The sequence below is a fragment of the Thalassobaculum sp. genome (assembly GCF_965223715.1).
Taxonomy (GTDB): domain Bacteria; phylum Pseudomonadota; class Alphaproteobacteria; order Thalassobaculales; family Thalassobaculaceae; genus Thalassobaculum.
This window is the reverse complement of sequence record NZ_OZ245012.1, coordinates 2,054,693-2,073,297: the sequence shown is the minus strand read 5'-3', so window position 1 is coordinate 2,073,297 and position 18,605 is coordinate 2,054,693. Positions and strand designations below refer to the sequence as shown.

Below are 18,605 nucleotides of genomic sequence, written 5' to 3'. Positions count from 1 at the left end.
GGAATGCCCGTACGATGTGGTAGGGGCATTAACTATTCCCTTACGGTCCATGGGATATTCAGAATCAGCAACGCCGCGTCGCCATTCGGAGCGCGTTGGGCCGCGGTGACCAGTGGAGCCTGAAGGAGGCGCCGAGGTGCGCTTTTCGCTACGGACATTGACGATAGCTCTCGTCTGCCTGCTTTTCCTGGCGGGGGCGTTCGGAATCGGTGCGACGGTCTGGGTCAATCACCGGGTGTCCGAGACCGAGGAAAGCTGGAACGCCTATCGCGACGCGAGCTCCGTGCGAGCCCGTGCCCTGGTCGAGATCACGGACCAACTCGGCTACGGCGGCGCCATCCACAACCTGCTGAACTTCGTGCTGCGCGGGGATTACGACTATATCGATGCCCTGAATTCCGACCTCGGAACGGTGCGTTCGGCGGTCGACCGGTACCGGACGGCGGACATCACGCCCAAGGAGCGGGCGGCACTCGGCGAGATCGAGACGCTGGTCAACGTGCTCCTCGACCGGGCCGAACTGGCCCAGGTTATGCGCGCCTATGGCAACACGCCGAAGGCAACCGCCCGGGCCATGGCCCTGTGGTCGCCCGGCGCGCTGATCGCGCTGGAGGATCTTCACAAGGCCGAATCGGCCCGGCGGGCGATCCATTCCGACGAGGTCACCAAGCTCGAGCTTCTGCGCGCCTTCCGGCGGGATATCGGCTTCGGCGGCATGATCGACTTCTTCAAGAAGCTCGTTCTCCTGGGTGACACCGCCTTCGCGCCCATGGCCCGGCGGGGCGTCGAACTCGGGATTGCGACCCTGGAGCGTTATCGGGAGCAGTCGCTGACCGAGCAGGAAGCCGCGGCACTCGAGGTCATAGACACCACGCTCTATCACTACGAGTTCAACATCGACATCGCCCTCAGCATGGTGAAGGGCGGCGCACCCGCCTCCGCCATCGACGCGGCGGTCCGGGTCGATGACGGCCCGGCCCTGAAGGCGCTCGCCGTCCTGGAGAAGGCCATCGCCGAGGAGGCGAACCAGCTCACCCAGACGATCCAGGGGAACCTGTCGGCGGTGTCCCGTCTGACGGAGATGCTGGTGGTGATCTTCTCCCTCGGCGCGGTCGTGATCAGCGCGGTGTTCGCCAGCATCGTCCTGCGCGCGGTCCAGCGGCCGCTCTCCCGGATCGCGCATGCGATGGTTCGCATCCCGACCGGCGATCTCTCACCCGTGGAGAATGTGGAAAGCCGGGTGCGCGAGGTGGCCGACCTTGCCAAGTCCCTGGAGGTGTTCCGACGCTACGCCTCGGAACTGGATATGACCGCCGCGATCCTGCATCAGTTCCAGGAGCTGTCGACCGACGTCACTCTGAGACCGGACGAGCGGATTCGGCGGATCCTGCAATTGGGCGTCGATCACTTCGGCACCGAACTCGGCACCGCGAGCCGGACCGAGGGGGGCAAGTACATCGTCGAGCGCTCCGTCGGTTCAGGCCCCATCCGGGCCCCGGGCACCACGTTCGACCTGGAGACCACCTATTGCCACCACATGCTGGAGCGGGAGCGCGCGCTCGCCTTCCATAACGTGGAGGAGAGCGAACTGGCCGATGCCGACTGCTTCCGGACCTTCGGGCGGCGGACCTATATCGGTGCCCCGGTGATCGTCGAGGGCGAGGTCTACGGCACGATCAACTTCTCCTCGATCGGGGCGCGGCAGCAGCCCTTCTCGAAGAGCGACCTCGTGCTGGTGGAGATGATGGGACGCTGGCTCGGCATGGAGCTGGAGCAGGAGCGGGCCATGGATCGCCTGTCCCAGGCCCGCGATGCGGCCGAGGAGGGGACCCGGGCCAAGTCGTCCTTCCTGGCCAACATGAGCCACGAGATCCGCACGCCGCTGAACGGCATCATTGGCCTGAGCCGGCTGCTGGCCCAGACGAACCTCAACCCGAAGCAGCTCGACTACGCCCAGAAGGTTCTGTTCTCCTCGGAGAACCTGCTGGGCATCATCAACGATATCCTGGACTTCTCGAAGATCGAGGCCGGCCAGATCTCGATCGAGAAGACCGAGTTCCGGTTGATGAAGGTGATCGAGAACGTCACCGCCATGGTGGCCCCGCGGGCGGCCGAGAAGGACCTGGAGTTCCTGATCAGTGTCGATCCGGATACGCCCCAGGAACTGGTGGGCGATCCGCTCAGGCTCGGCCAGATCCTGACCAATCTCTGCGCCAACGCCATCAAGTTCACCGCCGAGGGCGAGATCGTCGTCTATGTGCGCCCGATCAGCGTCGTCGACGGCCGGGTCGAACTCCAGGTCTCGGTGCGGGACAGCGGCGTGGGGATGACGCCGGAGCAGGTCGGTCAGATCTTCCGGCCGTTCACCCAGGCGGACGTGTCGACCACCCGGAAGTTCGGCGGCACCGGCCTCGGCCTGACCATCTCCAAGGAGCTGGCCGAGCGGATGGACGGCCGCATCTGGGTGGAGTCCGAATACGGGATCGGATCCACCTTCCACTTCACCGTGCGCCTGGCCCTGGGGGCCACCGCGGCCCAGCCGCAGCCGATGCTGCCGGCTGACCTGCGGAATCTTCGGATCCTGGTGGTCGACGACAACGAGATGGCCCGCCTGGTCATCGGCGACACGTTGCGGGCCATGGGCTTTGAGGTCGACGTGGCCGCCGACGGACCGACCGCCCTGCGGCGCATCGGCGTCAACAGGGGCGAGCTCAGCTACAACCTGGTCCTCATGGACTGGATGATGCCGGAGATGGACGGCATCGAGACAGCCCGGCGGATCCGCGAGAACTGCGGCGACGGTCCGCATCCGGCAACCATTCTGGTCTCGGCCTATATGCCTGACGACGCGGTCCTTGAGGCCGCGGAGTCGGGGCTGGTGGGCTATGTCGCCAAACCGGTGAACCAGTCCACGCTGTTCGACGCCATTGCCACGGCGGTGGGCAAGCGCACCGGCCAGCACTACGCCCGCAAGGTGACGTCCAGCCAGCCGGTGATGACGGTGCTGCCCGGCCTGCGCGTCCTCCTGGCCGAGGACAACGAGATCAACCAGGAGGTCGCCGTCGCCGTGCTGCAGCAGCAGGGCATACGGGTCGATGTGGTCGAGAACGGCCAGGACGCGGTCGCGCGCGTCCTGGAGGCCGGGCCTGGGCATTACGACGCCGTGCTGATGGACGTGCAGATGCCGGTCATGGACGGCCTGGAGGCGACCCGGCGCATCAAGGCCGACGGTCGGTTCGAGACCCTGCCGATCATCGCGATGACCGCGCATGCCCTGGAGGAGGAGCGCCAGAAATGCTTCGCCGCCGGGATGAGCGACCACGTGGCCAAGCCTCTCGGCGAGGACAAGCTGTTCGAGGCCCTGGCCCGACACTGTCAGGACGGTAACGGCCGGGCGGCCCCCGACCTTCCGTCGCCCGAGACACGGACGCAGGATGCCAAGACCTCTGATGCGGAGATGCCGATGCTGATCAATGTGGACCGCCTGGAGACGATCGATACGGTCGAGCTCCGGCGCACCCTGCCGGACGATCTGATCTCTCGGCTGCTGCTGAAGTTCCGCGAGGGCCAGGCCGAGACCGGCGCAGAACTGCGCAAGGCCGTGGCGGACGGCGATCGCGATCAGGCGCGCAGGACCGCCCATCAGGTCCGCGGCGTCGCCGGCAATCTGCGGGCGATGTCGGTGTTCGAGGCGGCCAAGGCCCTGGAGGAGAAGATCGACGCGGAGGGCCTGGACGACGGCGCGGCGATCGACGATCTGGTGGAGGAGTTCACCGACGCGCTCGCAGCACTGTTCGCCGATATCGACGCGGCTGCCGAGCAGGAGGCGCCGCAGACCAACCTGGTCCCGTTCCCGACCAAGGCTGGTGCCGCCGATATCCGCGCGCTGGTCGAACAGCTGCGGTCCGGCAACATGCAGGCGGAAGACACATGGCGGTCGCTTGAGCCGGCCCTGCGGGCCCGCGACGGCGCTGTGGCCGAGGAGGTCGCGACCGCGATCGACGACCTCGACTACGGCACGGCGGCCAGCAAGCTCAGCGCTTTGCTGAACACGGGATGACGGTGGGCAGACGATGAACTCCGACCTCGATATCTCCGCCTCGCGTGTTCTCATCGTCGACGATGCGCGCGAGAACGTGCGGATCCTTGCGACGATCCTGAAGGACGTGGCCTCCGTCTCGTTTTCCCTGGGCGGTCATGACGCCCTGGAGAAGGCCAAGGAAACCCGCCCGGACCTGATGCTGCTCGATATCGAGATGCCGGACATGAACGGCCATGAGGTGATCATCCGGCTGAAGGCTGATCCGACCACCGCCTTCATCCCGGTCATCTTCGTAACCAGCCACGCCGATGTCGCGGACGAGGAGGCGGGTCTGCGGCTCGGCGCGATCGACTACATCACCAAGCCGTTCAACCCGTCGATCGTCCGCGCCCGGGTCCGAAACCAGCTCATGCTGCGCGCCTATGCCAAGCAGCTCGAGGACCTGAATGTCGAGCTCGAGCGGCTGGCGACCACCGACTCCCTGACCGGTCTCGCCAACCGCCGCGCCTTCCGCGAGCGGATGACCCAGGAACTCCGGCGCCTCGATCGCTATGGCGGCGAGGCCTGCCTAATGATGATGGATCTCGATCACTTCAAGACTGTGAACGATTCCTACGGCCACGACGCCGGCGACGCGGTGCTGCGCGCGGTCTCCGAGCGGGTCTGCGGCCAGTTGCGGGAGACCGACACGTTCGGTCGGCTCGGCGGCGAGGAGTTCGCCGTCCTGGCCGCCGGCACGACGGTCGAGCAGGGCGCGCGGATGGCCGAGCGCCTGCTGCGCTCGGTCCGGGAGGCGCCGGTGGTCTGGAATGGTTTGTCGATTCCCGTGACCACCAGCATCGGGCTGACGCCTCTGCGGGCGGGCGACGGGTCCATCGACGCTGCCCTGGCCAGGGCCGATCAGGCGCTGTACGCCAGCAAGAATGCCGGCCGGGACCGGGTCGAGGTCAAGGCCGCCTAGGGACTTTGCTGCGCTGCGATAGCGACGGCTTCTGCCCCGGTCTGCCCAAAGAACCGAACAATATTGCGTCTTTATTGCACCGGCTCATGGAGTGCGGCAGCATGGGCTTGCCACGGTGCACAAACCGCCGTGCGCCGATATCCGCAATGACAGGGACAGGGGTGGTGTCATGAAAAAGAGTTTCCCGATGAGCCGGGCCGGCTGGACGCGTCGTGGCGTGCTGGGCGCGTCCGGTGCCGCGATGGCGGCCGGTCTGCTGACCAGCCCGTCGCGTCTGTTCGCGGCCGAGCCGATCAAGACCGCCGGCATCTACACCGTCCCGGTCGAGCAGCAGTGGGTGAGCCGCATCCACAAGGCCGCCGAAGCGGCCCAGGCGGCCGGCGAGGTGACCTACACCTTCTCCGAGAACACCGCGAACACCGACTATCCCCGGGTCATGCGCGAATATGCCGAACAGGGCGTGAAGCTGATCGTCGGCGAGATCTTCGGCGTCGAGCAGGAGGCCCGCGAGGTCACCCTGGAATACCCGGACGTGGCCTTCCTGATGGGCTCCAGCTTCCTGGAGGACCCGGCCTATCCGAACCTTTCCGTCTTCGACAACTACATTCAGGACGCCTCATATCTCTCTGGCATCATTGCAGGATCGATGACGAAGAGCGGCAATATCGGCATGGTCGGCGGCTTCCCGATCCCCGAGGTGAACCGCCTGATGCACGCCTTCATGGCGGGGGCGAAGGAGATGAACCCGGACATCAAGTTCCAGGTGAGCTTCATCGGCTCCTGGTTCGATCCGCCCAAGGCGAAGGAGACCGCCTACGCGATGATCGAGAACGGCGCCGACGTGCTCTATGCCGAGCGGTTCGGTGTGTCCGACGCCGCCCAGGAGAAGGGCATTCTCGCCATCGGCAACGTGATCGACACCCAGCCGGACTATCCGAACACCGTGGTCGCCTCGGCCCTGTGGCATTTCGAACCGACCTTCAACGCCGCCCTGGCCAAGGTTAAGGCGGGGTCGTTCAAGGCCGAGAACTACGGCCCGTACTCCTTCATGAAGGAGGGCGGCTGCTCGCTCGCCCCACTCGGCACCTTCGAGGGCAAGGTCCCGGCCGAGGCGATGGCCCTGGTAGAGAAGCGCGAGGCGGCGATCAAGGCCGGCGAGTTCACCGTCGCGATCAACGACGAAGAACCGAAGTCGAGCTGATGCCGGCCGGTCCGGGGGCGCGGGCTGTCCTGCGCCTCCGCAATATCACCAAGCGGTTCGGCCCGCTGACCGCCAACGACGCGATCACCTTCGACCTGCATGAGGGCGAGGTGATCGCGCTGCTGGGCGAGAACGGCGCCGGCAAGACCACCCTGATGAACATCCTGTTCGGCCATTACACGGCCGACGAGGGCGCGATCGAGGTGTTCGGCCATGGGCTGCCGCCGGGCAACCCGCGCGCCGCCCTGGAGGCGGGTGTGGGCATGGTGCACCAGCACTTCACCCTGGCCGACAACCTCTCGGTCCTCGACAACATCATCCTCGGCACCGAGCCGCTGTGGCGTCTGGGCACGGGCAGGGCGGCCGCACGGACGCGCATCGCCCAGCTCAGCTGCGACTTCGGCCTCGCCGTGCACCCGGACGCCAAGGCCGGCACGCTCAGCGTCGGCGAGCGCCAGCGGGTGGAGATCCTGAAGGCGCTGTATCGCGACGCCCGCATTCTGATCCTGGACGAGCCGACAGCCGTGCTGACGCCGCAGGAGACGGACGACCTGTTCGCCACCCTGCGCAAGGCGGTGGCGCGCGGCCTGTCGATCATCTTCATCTCCCACAAGATGCACGAGGTGCTGGCGATCTCCTCCCGCGTCCTGGTGCTGCGCCACGGCAAGCTGGTGGGCGAGGTGGCGACGGCGGACACCGACCGCCACCAGCTCGCCCATATGATGGTCGGCTCCGAGATCACCGCGCCCGAGGTCGGCGGGGCGGCGCCTGGCGCGGTGCTGCTGCGGCTGCAGGATGTGTCTACCGCCCCGGTCGGCAACGCGGTCGGGCTGCGCTCCCTGTCGCTCGATCTGCGGGCCGGACAGATCACCGGGCTGGCCGGCGTGTCGGGCAACGGCCAAGCGGCGCTGGCCGACCTGATCGCCGGCGAGACGGTCCCCGCGTCCGGCGTCTTCGAGGTCGCCGGCGAGGGTGTCGGCGCCTGGACGCCACGCGCCGCTCTGGACGCCCGGATCGGCCGGATCCCGGAGGATCGACATCGCACCGGAACGATTTCTGATTTTACCTTATCTGAGAATACTGTTCTTGAAGCTTATGAAAAAGAACCATTTTCAAAGAACGGATGGTTCGACTGGAAGGCGGTCGACCGGCACACGCGGGCGATCATCGAGCGCTATGACGTGCGTTGCCCTGGGCCGGATGCGCGGATCCGGCTGCTGTCCGGCGGCAACATGCAGAAGCTGATCCTCGGCCGCGCCCTGGAGGCCGAGCCGAAGATCATCCTCGCCGTCCAGCCGGTGCGGGGCCTCGACATCGGCGCCGTCACCTATGTGCAGAACCGGCTGATCGAGGCGCGGGATGCGGGCGCGGCGGTGCTGCTGATCTCGGAGGATCTGGATGAGATCCTGACACTGGCCGACGTGATCCACGTGATCTCTGAGGGCCGCCTGTCGCCCGGCTTCGCCCGCGGCACCAAGACCCCGGCGGAGCTCGGCGTGTGGATGGCGGGGCAAGGCTTTGACGGGGAGCACGGCCATGCGGCTTGAGCCCGTCGCCGATCCGGGATTGTCCCGCACCCTCGGCCTGCCGGCGATCGCGCTCGGCGGGACGGTGGCGATCGCCATGGCGCTGGCCCTTGTGGCCGGGTCCAACCCGGTCGCGGTGCTCGGCCTGATCGTGAAGGGCGCGGTCGGCTCCAAGTTCGCGCTGCTGGAGACCCTGAACCGGGCCACGCCGCTGATCTTCACCGGCCTCGCGGTCGCCGTCGCCTTCCGCGCCAAGCTCTGGAACATCGGGGCGGAGGCGCAGCTCTATATGGGAGCGCTCCTGGCCGTCGTGCTTGGCACCGGCCTGTTGCCGCTGCCGTCGGTCATCCTGCTCCCAATCCTGATCGCCGTGGCCATCGTCGGTGGCGCGCTGATGCTGCTGGGCCCGGCATACCTGAAGACCCGGCTCGGCGTGGACGAGGTGGTGACGACGCTGCTGCTGAACTTCGTGATGATCCTGTTCGTCTCGATGCTGCTGGAAGGCCCGCTGAAGGATCCGATGGGGATGGGCTGGCCGAAATCGGAGCGTTTGGTGGCCGAGGCGCGGCTGCCGCGCATCGTCGACGGGCTGCGGCTGCACTGGGGCTTCGGCCTCGCGTTGATCTGCGCCGTCCTCGTCTGGGTGATGCAGACCCGTACGACGCTGGGCTATGAGATCCGCGCCGTCGGCCTGAACCAGCGCGCCGCCGCCTTCGCCGGCATCCCGGTGACCAAGGTGGTGATCAAGACCGCCCTGATCTCCGGCGGCCTCGCCGGTCTCGCCGGCTTCTCGGAAGTGGCGGGGCTGAAGGGCAGCCTGACCTTGGATCTGTCTCCGGGCTTCGGCTACACCGGCATCATCGTCGCCATGCTGGCGCTCCTGAACCCGCTGGGTGTGGTGGTCTCCGCCCTGTTCGTCGCCGGCATCTTCGTCGGTGCGGACAGCATGAGCCGTGCCGCCGCTGTGCCGACCTACATCGCCGACATACTGCTCGCCTCGGCCCTTCTACTGATGGTGCTGGCGATCATGCTGACGCGCTTCCGTGTGGTGAGGGGGTAGGCGGTGGAGATCCTCGACATCCTGGTCTCGGCCAGCTTCTGGGCGGCCGCCGTGCGCATCGCCAGCCCGCTGATCTTCGCCACCCTGGGCGAGCTGATCTGCGAGCGCGCCGGCGTGCTGAACCTCGGCATCGAGGGCATCATGGTGGTCGGCGCCTTCGCCGGCTGGATGGCGGTCTACTCGGGTGCGGATCTCTGGGTCGGGGTCGGCGTGGCGATGATGGCCGGCATGCTGTTTGGCCTGCTGCACGCGACCCTGTCGGTGCCCTTCGGCCTCAGCCAGCACGTGGTCGGCCTCGGCATCACCCTGCTGGCGACCGCCTCTACCTATTTCGCCTACCGGGTCGCCCTGCCGCAGGTCACCAACCCGCCGCGGATCGAGGCGTTCAAGGAGCTGCCGATCCCGGTGCTCTCCGACATCCCGATCATCGGGCAGGCGCTGTTCGCACAGACGCCGCTGACCTATCTCGCCTTCGTCACCGCCGCTTTGGTCGCCTTCGTCCTCTACCGCACCCCGCTGGGCCTGGCGGTGCGGGCGGTGGGCGAGAACCCGCACTCGGTCGAGGCCCAGGGCCTGTCGGTCACCGCCCTGCGCATGGGTGCTGTGGTGGTCGGCTCCGGCCTGATGGGCGTGGGCGGCGCATTCCTCACCATGTCCGCCTTCAACTCGTTCTTCTTCGAGATGGTCAACGGACGGGGCTGGATCTGCATCGCGCTGGTCGTGTTCGGCGCCTGGAAGCCGGGCAAGGCGCTGCTCGGCGCGCTGCTGTTCGCCGCCTTCGACGCCCTGCAGATCCGCCTGCAGCAGACCTCGCTCGGGGCCGATATTCCCTACCAGATATTCCTGATGATGCCGTATCTCCTGTCGATCCTGGCGCTGGTGGTGATGTCGCGCCGGGCCGAGGTGCCGGCGGCCCTCATGGTGCCGTTCAACAGGGGAGAGCGCTGAGATGTTCGATATCGTCGTGAAGGGCGGGACCCTGCCGGACGGACGGGTCGCCGATATCGGCATCCGCGACGGCCGCATCGCCGCCGTGGAGCGGCTGGACGACGCCGTCGAGGCCGGTGAGGTGATCGACGCGGCGGGTGACTTGGTCAGCCCGCCCTTCGTCGATCCGCATTTCCACATGGACGCGACCCTCAGCTACGGCCTGCCGCGGATCAACGCCTCCGGCACGCTGCTCGAGGGCATTTCCCTGTGGGGCGAGCTGAAGCAGGTGATGACCGTCGACCAGGTCAAGGAGCGCGCTCTCGCCTATTGCGACTGGGCGGCGAGCCTCGGCCTGCTGGCGATCCGCAGCCATGTGGACACCTGCGACGACCGGCTGCTCGGTGTGGAGGCGCTCCTCGACGTGCGCGAGGCGGTGAAGGGCTATATCGACCTGCAACTCGTCGCCTTCCCCCAGGACGGGCTGTACCGCGACCCGACGGCTTACGCGAACACGGTGCGGGCATTGGACATGGGCGTCGACGTGGTCGGCGGCATTCCGCATTTCGAGCGGACCATGGCCGACGGGGCGGCCTCGGTGACCGCACTCTGCGAGATCGCCGCGGAGCGCGGGCTGCTGGTCGACATGCATTGCGACGAGACCGACGACCCGATGTCCCGGCATATCGAGACGCTGGCCTACGAGACCCAGCGGCTCGGCCTCCAGGGGCGGGTGGCGGGCTCGCACCTGACCTCCATGCATTCCATGGACAATTACTACGTCTCCAAGCTGCTGCCGCTGATGGCCGAGGCGCAGGTGGCCGCGATCCCGAACCCGCTGATCAACATCATGCTCCAGGGCCGCCACGACACCTTCCCCAAGCGCCGGGGCCTGACCCGGGTGAAGGAGATGCAGGCGCTCGGCATCACCGTCGGCTGGGGCCAGGACTGCGTGCGCGACCCGTGGTACTCGCTCGGCACCGGGGACATGCTGGACGTGGCATTCATGGGGTTGCATGTGGCGCAGATGAGCGCGCCGGAGGAGATGGCCCGCTGCTTTGACATGGTGACGACCGAGAGTGCGAAGATCATGCATCTCGATGGCTACGGGCTGGAGGTCGGGTCGGTGGCGTCGCTGGTGGTGCTGGACGCTGGGGACAAGGTGGAAGCGGTGCGGCTGCGCCCGGACCGGCTCTGCGTCATTGCCAAGGGCAAGGTGATCTCCCGGCAGGCGCGTAACGACGCCCGGCTGTCGATCCCGGGACGGCCGGAGCGCGTGCGGCGGCGGCACCGGGTGATGGGGTGACAGCTATTCCGTCGTCCTGATGCACCTCAGGACCAAGCCACCAACGTCCAACGGCTGGGTCCCGGCCGACCTCCGGGCCAAGCCCGGAGCTCGCCGGGATGACGGGTAACGTAATCAATTAAATGATCGTCATCCCGGACGCGCCCGTCCCGGATTTAATCCGGAATTGATCCGGGGGCGGGCCGGGACCGAGGCCGGACGTTCGGGGCGTGATCCTGATTTGCATCAGGATGACGGCTAGAGTCGGGAGGGTTGATCAGCCGGTAAATGCGGTCGCGATGGCCGAGGGCCGCTCGCGCAGCCGTTCGCACCAGGCGCGGACCTTCGGGTGCTCGCGCAGCATCTCCCGGCCGGCGGCCGTCATGCTGAACAGGTCCAGCGTCGGCAGGAAATGGGTGTCCGCCAGGGTCAGCGCCGCGCCGGCCAGATACGGCCCATCCGCCAGCCACCGCTCCAGCTCGCCCAGCACCTTGCGCGATACATCCAGCGCCTTGTCCCGGGGCATCCAGCCTTCCTCCATATCCCGCGCCTCGCAGACGAAGATGCTCCAGACCATGGCCGGATAGGCGTAGCTGTCCATGATCCGCATCGCCTGCACAGCCCGGGCGAGGGCCGCGGGCTCCGTCGGCAGCAAGGGCGGCTCGGGATAGCGCGCCTCCAGGTAGCGCTGGATCGCGTCGCTCTCATAGAGCCGCACGTCGCCGTCCTCGAAGGCCGGGATCTTTCCGAACGGGTGCAGATCGGCGTACCAGTCGGGCAGGCCGGCCGGGTCGAACGGATCGACCGGCACCAGCTTGTAGGCCAGCCCCTTCTCCTCCAGACAGAGCCGGACGGTGCGGACATAGACGCTGAACGGGCGGCCGTAGAGCTTCATCCGGGGCTCCTGAGGTAAGTTCAGGCCGGGACGGCCACCATGTCGACCGACTGCGACGTCTCCTGGGAGCCGGCGGTGCGCAACGCGCCCTTGACCGGGGCCACGTCGAAATAGTCGCGGCCGACGGCAACCACCACATGGTCCTCGCCCGCCATCATGTTGTTGGTCGGATCGAACTCGACCCAGCCCATCTCCAGCCCGCACCAGGCCCGCACCCAGGCATGCATGGCGTCGGCACCTTCCAGGCGGGCGGAACCCTTGGGCGGGATGGTGCGCAGGAAGCCGCTCACATAGCCGGCCGGCACGCCTATGCTGCGGAGCGCGCAGATGGCGATATGGGTGAAGTCCTGGCACACGCCATGGCGGGCGCGGAACGCCTCCTCCAGCGGGGTGTCGACGGCGGTCGCTTCCGGATCGAAGTCCATCTCCCGGTGCAGCGCCTTGCAGACGGTGGTGACCGCGTCCAGCGTGCTCCGGCTGTCGGCGGTCAGTCCCCGGGCCCAGGCGCCGATCTCCGCCACCGGGGGCACCCGGGGGGAGCGGCCGCGGAAATGGTGCGGCGCCTCCGAGGCGACCGAATTGACCGTGTCCAGCTCCTTTGCCAGCCGGCGCAGGTCGGGCGAGACGTCGAAGAGCGGCTCCAGGGCCGCCCGGTCGACCCGCGCCTGCATCAGGAAGGCGGTCTCCTCCACCGCCTCGTCATAGGAGATGCTGATGCAGCGGTTGTCGAAGAAGTCGAAGGAGAAGCCCTGCTCGGTCGGCGCCGGCGTGACGTCCAGGGTGGAGGCGATCACTCGCTGGCGGCCGGGCAGGGTGGCTGGCGTCAGCCGCAGGATGTGCCGCCCCGCGTCGGCCAGGCTGTCATAGGCGTACTCGATCTTCAGGGTGATGTCGTACAGCATCGCGCGCTCACCGCAGATAGGTGTCGGCCAGCAGGCCGGACAGGGAGGCGGCGTCGCCCGAAAGCTGCTCCAGCCTCTCCGGGGTGATCTCGCCCGGGGCGGCCGTGGTGAGCGCGGTCTTGATCTCGAGCACCTTGCGCTGGAACGGCGTCATCCGGACCTCCTCGACCGTCACCGGCAGATAGGAGGCGTGATCGTCGATCGAGGCGAGCTGGTGAAGCACCGAACGCGGGTTGTTGTCGTCGAGCAGCAGCAGATCGATCACGGTGTCGCGGCTGGTCCCGGCGGCGTAGCGGCGGCGGTGGGTCATGATCGAATCCCCGACCTCGATGGCAAGGTCGAGCGCGCCTTCCGGGGCGTCCTTTTCGGTGAAGACCCGCAGGAAGCTCATCATCAGCCCGGCCCGCTCCAGCGCCCGGCCGATGCCGAGGAAGCGCCAGCCGGTGAAGCGGTACATGTTCTCATGCACCAGCCCGGCGAAGCCGGCGATCTTGCGCAGCAGCACGCTGAAGGCGCGGGACGCGTCGTCGCCCGGCTGGATGCGGGTGGCGAACATCTCGGTGGTGCGCGACAGGTCGACCAGGGCGTTCCAGGCATCGGTGGAGAACCGGTCGCGGATCTGCCCGGAGCTGCGCAGCGCCGCGCGCATGTCGTCCAGCACGTTGGTCGGGATGGTCGCCTCGGTATCGGCGCCCAGGAACTCCAGGTAGTCGGACAGCATCCGGGCTAGCGGATAGTCGCCGCTGCCGGTCTCAGCCAACCGCACGTGGAAGGCGCGCAGCAGCCGTAGCTTGAAGTCGGTCCGCTCCACATACCGGCCGAGCCAGAACAGGTTGTCGGCGGCCGTGCTGGGCAGGGTGGCGTCCAGGGTGCGCTTGGCGGTGCCGCCGCCGGTCTCCAGCAGGGTGTCGGCCGGGCCGGCATCGTCGGACACCACCCAGACGTCGGACACCGCGCCGCCGCGCTGCATCGAGATGTCGGCGCTCTCCGCCGAATGGCCGATCCGGGCGAAGCCGCCGGGCATCACCACCCAGCCGCTGCCGGAACGGGCGACGAAGACCCGCAGGCTCATGGGCCGGGCCTCGAGCTTGCGGTCTACCAGGGCCGGGGCGGTGGAGAGCGAAACGATCTCCTGCGCGGCGAGCAGCGGGCCGTTATCGTCGATCCAGGCCGGGTCGACGGCGCTGCCGTCGGTCTTGCGGCCGGCGATCACCACATTGGGGCCGTGGTCGAAGGGCAGGCGCGTCGACATGGCGTTGTCGATCGTCATGCGCTCCAGATTGGCCTTCACGTAGTCGCATTCGCCGGGCCCGCCGCACCACCAGGTGGCGATGTTCGGCATGGCCAGCGGCTGGCCCGTCAGGTGCTCGCTCATGCGCGGCATGAAGGCCATGAGCGCCCGGGCCTCCAGCGCACCGGAGCCGAGCGCGTTGACCATGGTGAAGGAACCCGACCGCAGCGCCCCGATCATGCCTGGCGTGCCGAGCTGGGAGCTCTCGTTCAGCTCCAGCGGGTCGGTCCATTCCGCGTCGAGCCGGCGCCAGACAACCGAGATCGGCTGCAATCCGCTGACGGTGCGGACCATCAGCCTGTTGTCCTTCACGGCCAGGTCGGCACCCTGCACCAGCATCAGGCCGAGATAGCGGGCGATGTAGGAGTGCTCGAAATAGGTGTCGTTCAGCGGACCCGGCGTGAGGATGGCCACCCGGCTGCCGTCGCTGTCGCGCATGCCCAGCAACGTGTCGCGGAACCGGCGGAAGAAGCCGGCCAGCCGCATGACGTTGGAGCTGCTCATCACCGACGAGAAGCTGCGCGAGGTCGCCATCCGGGTTTCCAGCGCGAAGCCGGCGCCGGACGGGGCCTGGGTGCGGTCGCCCAGCACCCACCACTTGCCGTCCGGGCCGCGGCCGATGTCGAAGGCGAGGAAGTGCAGGTAATGGCCGTTGCGCGGCTGGATGCCGACCATGGGCCGCAGCCATTCCGGGTTGGAGGCCAGCAGCCGGGCCGGCACGATGCCGTCGGCGACCAGCCGGTTCGGCCCGTAGAAGTCCCCCATCGCCGCTTCCAGGACGTCGGCGCGCTGCATCAGGGCGGTGGCGATGTTCTGCCATTCCCCCGCCTCGATCAGCATGGGCAGGTGGCTCAGCGGCCAGTCGCGCTCGGTGGAATCGGTCGGGCCGTACTGGCGGAAGAACACGCCGGCATCGCGCAGATACTGGTCGCCCCGGGCGAGCGCGTGGTCGAGCGCCTCTTCGTCGAGGGCCGCGAGGTCCCGCAGGAATGGCTGCCACACCGGCCGCACCCGGCCGCTGCTGTCGTACAGCTCGTCCGCAACGCCGGGCAGCGTGCGGTAGGCGTCCAGAAGGCTGCCCCAGTCGGATCGGTTCGCAGCCTGCTGCGGCTTGCTCATTGTCAGGTTCCGGCGGCGCGACGCAGGTCGAGGGTCAGTGGGAACTCGGGATGAGTCATCTCAGGTGCCGGAACATAGCCCCCCGGCGTGTGACCATGATACTCGAACCTGGCCAGTCTGCGTGCATCCGCTTCGTTGGCATTGACCGGGAAGGTCTCGTAGTTGCGCCCGCCCGGATGCGCCACGTGGTAGACGCAGCCGCCCAGCGACCGCCCCGACCAGGTGTCGTAGATGTCGAAGGTCAGCGGCGCGTGGACCGGGATCACCGGATGCATGGCCATGGCGGGCCGCCACGCCTTGAAGCGCACCCCGCCAACCGCGACTCCGCTGCTCTCGGTGGCGTGCAGCGGCATGCGGCGCTGGTTGCAGGTGACCACGTAGCGGCTCGGATCCAGCGCCGTCAGCTTCACCTGCAGCCGCTCGGTGGAGCTGTCGGTGTAGCGGGCGGTGCCGCCGATCGCGCCGGTCTCGCCCAGCACGTGCCAGGGCTCCAGAGCCTGACGCAGCTCCAACTGCACGCCCTCGTATTCGACCTCGCCGCAGAACGGGAATCGGAACTCGGCCTGGGCCTCGTACCACTCTGAGCGGAAGTGGAAGCCGTTCAGCTTCAGGTCCTGCAGCACGTCCATGAAATCCGACCACACGAAATGCGGCAGCATGAACCGGTCGAGCAGGGTGGTGCCCCAGCGGGTGAAGTTGCCGCCGATCGGCGATTTCCAGAACCGGGCGATCAGGGCGCGCAGGAGAAGCTGCTGGGCCAGGCTCATGCGAGGGTCCGGCGGCATCTCGAAACCGCGGAACTCCACCAAGCCAAGGCGCCCGGTCGGCCCGTCCGGGGAGTACATCTTGTCGATGCAGATCTCCGAGCGGTGGGTGTTGCCGGTCACGTCGGTCAGCATGTTGCGCAGCAGCCGGTCGACCAGCCAGGGCGGCGGCGGGGTGCCGTTGTCCGGGCTCGGGATCTGGCTGAGCGCGATCTCCAGCTCATAGAGCGTGTCGTGGCGGGCGTCGTCGATGCGCGGGGCCTGGCTGGTCGGACCGATGAACAGGCCGGAGAACAGGTAGGACAGGCTCGGGTGGCGCTGCCAGTGCAGGATCAGCGAGCGCAGCAGGTCGGGCCGGCGCAGGAACGGGCTGTCCTCCGGATTGGCGCCGCCGACGACCACGTGGTTACCGCCGCCGGTGCCGGTATGCTTGCCGTCGATCATGAACTTGTCGGCGCCGAGGCGGGACTGGCGTGCCTCCTCGTAGACGCCCTCGGTGATGGCCACGCAGTCGCGCCAGCTCGTCGCCGGATGGATGTTCACCTCGATGACGCCCGGGTCGGGGGCGACGCGGATCACGTTCAGGCGCGGGTCGGTCGGCGGGGCGTAGCCCTCGATATGAACCTTCACGCTGACCTTGGCCGCCGCGCGCTCCACCGCGTCGAGCAGGTCGAGATAGTCGTCGATCCGCTCCACCGGCGGCATGAACACGCAGAGGCGGCCGTCGCGCGGCTCCACGGCGATGGCGGTGCGCACGGCGCCGCCGACCTCGCCGACCTTCTGCTCGATGACGTTCTGGACAGGGCCGCCCGGCGTGAAGGAGGCGCGGGCCTGGTCGGGGGCGTCCTCATCCGCCGCGGCCTCGCCCGGTCCGCGCTCCGCGTCGAAATCGGGCAGCGGCCCCTTGGTCTCCCACGGGTCGGCGATGTTCACATAAGGGTACTGGGACGGCGGCACGTAGGGCAGGGAGCCGAGCGGCAGGCGGAAGCCGACCGGGCTGTCGCCCGGCACCAGGAACACATGGCCGCGGCGCGGCTTCCACAGCTCCGACTGCCAGCGGCGGGTTTCCCGCGCGCGCGACTGCCAGGCCTGCACCGGCAGGACATAGCCGGCGGGCTCGGTCAGGCCGCGGCTGAACACCCGGGCGATGCGGTGCCGCTCCTCGGCGTCGCGCAGCTTGGAGTTCTCCGGCGTCACGTTCTCTGGAAGGTTCGCCTCCTTCAGCACCCATTCCGCCGGGTCCTCGAAGGCGGGGACGACATAGTCACGCTCGACCGACAGGTTCTCGGCGATCGCCTTCAGCAGCGCCTCCGCCTCCTTCGGACCTGCATGCAGGGTCTCGGTCTCGCCGGCGATCAGGTCCGGGTTGCGCCAGATCGGCTTCTCGTCCCGGCGCCAGTACAAAGAGAAGGTCCAGCGCGGCAGGGTCTCGCCCGGATACCACTTGCCCTGGCCGTAATGCAGGAAGCCGCCCGGCGCGAAGCGTTGGCGCAGGCGGCGGATCAGCACGTCGGCCAGACCACGCTTCATCGGCCCGACAGCGGCGGTGTTCCATTCGGCGGATTCGAAATCGTCGATCGACACGAAGGTCGGCTCGCCGCCCATGGTGAGGCGCACATCGCCCTCGGCCAGATCCCGGTCGACCTTCTCGCCGAGCGCGTCCAGGGCGCTCCAGGCCTCGTCGGAGAACGGCTTGGTGATGCGCGGGTGCTCGGCCACCCGCGTCACCGTCATGTCGAAGGAGAAATCGACATTGGCCGGGCTCGCCATGCCGGAGATCGGGGCGGCGTTGCGGTAATGCGGACAGGCCGACAGCGGGATATGGCTCTCGCCGGTCAGGAGGCCGGAGGTCGGGTCGAGGCCGATCCAGCCGGCTCCCGGCAGATACACCTCGGCCCAGGCATGCAGATCCGTGAAATCGTGGTCGGTGCCGGCCGGGCCGTCCAGGGCCACCAGATCCGGCTTGAGCTGGATCAGGTAGCCGGACACGAAGCGGGCGGCGAAGCCCAGATGGCGCAGCAGCTGGACCAGCAGCCAGCTCGAATCCCGGCACGAGCCGCTGGCCAGTTCCAGGGTCTCCTCCGGCGTCTGGACGCCCGGCTCCATGCGGATCAGGTACTTCACCGCCTCGGAGACCTGCCGGTTCAGGTCGACGACGAAGTTGACGGTGCCCTTCTGCGAGCGGTCGAGGCGCTTCAGAAAGTCTTCCACCCGCGGGCCGATCGGCTCCGGCTTCAGGTAAATGGACAGGTCGTCGCGCAGCTCCTCGGGATAGGCGAAGGGCCATTCCTCGGCACTCTCCTCCACGAAGAAGTCGAAGGGGTTGTAGACGGTCATGTCGGCGACGAGGTCGACCTCGATCTTCAGCTCGCGCACCGGTTCCGGAAACACGAAGCGGGACAGCCAGTTGCCGTACGGGTCCTGCTGGTGGTTCACGAAGTGGGTGTCCGGCGTGACCTTCAGCGAGTGCGAGATCACCCTGGTCCGGCTGTAGGGCGCCGGGCGCAGCCGGATGATCTGCGGGCCGAGGGTGACCGGGCGGTCGTAGCGGTAGTGGGTCAGGTGATGGATCGCGGCCTTGATCGACATGACTATCCAGATGGTTGCAGCGTCCGAGCGTACCTCATCAGGT

The 18,605-nt window shown here is 67.9% G+C and carries 11 protein-coding genes; 7 read left to right on the top strand and 4 right to left on the bottom strand.

The annotated features are described in order from the left end of the window. Positions 1 to 136 precede the first annotated feature (136 nt). From ACOQOP_RS09575 to ACOQOP_RS09545, 7 genes are all read left to right on the top strand, one after another. On the top strand, positions 137 to 4,060 hold the full coding sequence (locus ACOQOP_RS09575) for a response regulator (protein ID WP_420566104.1): 3,924 nt from the start codon (positions 137 to 139) through the stop codon (positions 4,058 to 4,060). Positions 4,061 to 4,073: 13 nt separating this feature from the next. Next, entirely contained in the window at positions 4,074 to 5,003 is a 930-nt protein-coding gene (locus ACOQOP_RS09570) for a diguanylate cyclase (RefSeq protein WP_420566103.1), read from the top strand. Positions 5,004 to 5,172: 169 nt separating this feature from the next. Next, positions 5,173 to 6,204: a BMP family protein gene (locus ACOQOP_RS09565; protein ID WP_420566102.1), complete on the top strand. Its 1,032-nt coding sequence runs from the start codon at positions 5,173 to 5,175 to the stop codon at positions 6,202 to 6,204. Next, a complete protein-coding gene (locus ACOQOP_RS09560) occupies positions 6,204 to 7,751 on the top strand; it encodes an ABC transporter ATP-binding protein (RefSeq protein ID WP_420566101.1) in 1,548 nt (515 codons plus the stop codon). The genes ACOQOP_RS09565 and ACOQOP_RS09560 overlap by 1 nt, the downstream gene beginning before the upstream one ends. Beyond that, positions 7,741 to 8,790 (top strand): ABC transporter permease, encoded by a 1,050-nt coding sequence (locus ACOQOP_RS09555; protein ID WP_420566100.1) that lies wholly within the window; start codon positions 7,741 to 7,743, stop codon positions 8,788 to 8,790. Before ACOQOP_RS09560 ends, ACOQOP_RS09555 begins: the two co-directional genes overlap by 11 nt. A gap of 3 nt (positions 8,791 to 8,793) precedes the next feature. Beyond that, positions 8,794 to 9,738 (top strand): ABC transporter permease, encoded by a 945-nt coding sequence (locus ACOQOP_RS09550; RefSeq protein WP_420566099.1) that lies wholly within the window; start codon positions 8,794 to 8,796, stop codon positions 9,736 to 9,738. A gap of 1 nt (position 9,739) precedes the next feature. Further along, the gene (locus ACOQOP_RS09545; RefSeq protein WP_420566098.1) at positions 9,740 to 11,023 is read left to right on the top strand and encodes an amidohydrolase family protein; all 1,284 of its coding nucleotides are present in this window, start codon (positions 9,740 to 9,742) and stop codon (positions 11,021 to 11,023) included. A gap of 256 nt (positions 11,024 to 11,279) precedes the next feature. Here ACOQOP_RS09545 and ACOQOP_RS09540 read toward each other — a convergent pair whose 3' ends face one another. From ACOQOP_RS09540 to ACOQOP_RS09525, 4 genes are read right to left on the bottom strand one after another with little or no spacing between them, the layout of a single operon-like run. Continuing rightward, positions 11,280 to 11,897: a glutathione S-transferase family protein gene (locus ACOQOP_RS09540; RefSeq protein WP_420566097.1), complete on the bottom strand. Its 618-nt coding sequence runs from the start codon at positions 11,895 to 11,897 to the stop codon at positions 11,280 to 11,282. A gap of 20 nt (positions 11,898 to 11,917) precedes the next feature. Further along, on the bottom strand, positions 11,918 to 12,799 hold the full coding sequence (locus ACOQOP_RS09535; RefSeq protein WP_420566096.1) for a transglutaminase family protein: 882 nt from the start codon (positions 12,797 to 12,799) through the stop codon (positions 11,918 to 11,920). A gap of 7 nt (positions 12,800 to 12,806) precedes the next feature. Further along, positions 12,807 to 15,209, bottom strand: coding sequence for a circularly permuted type 2 ATP-grasp protein (locus ACOQOP_RS09530; RefSeq protein WP_420566095.1), 2,403 nt, complete (start codon positions 15,207 to 15,209; stop codon positions 12,807 to 12,809). 2 nt (positions 15,210 to 15,211) lie between these two features. Next, on the bottom strand, positions 15,212 to 18,562 hold the full coding sequence (locus ACOQOP_RS09525) for a DUF2126 domain-containing protein (RefSeq protein ID WP_420566094.1): 3,351 nt from the start codon (positions 18,560 to 18,562) through the stop codon (positions 15,212 to 15,214). Between the last annotated feature and the right edge of the window lie 43 nt (positions 18,563 to 18,605).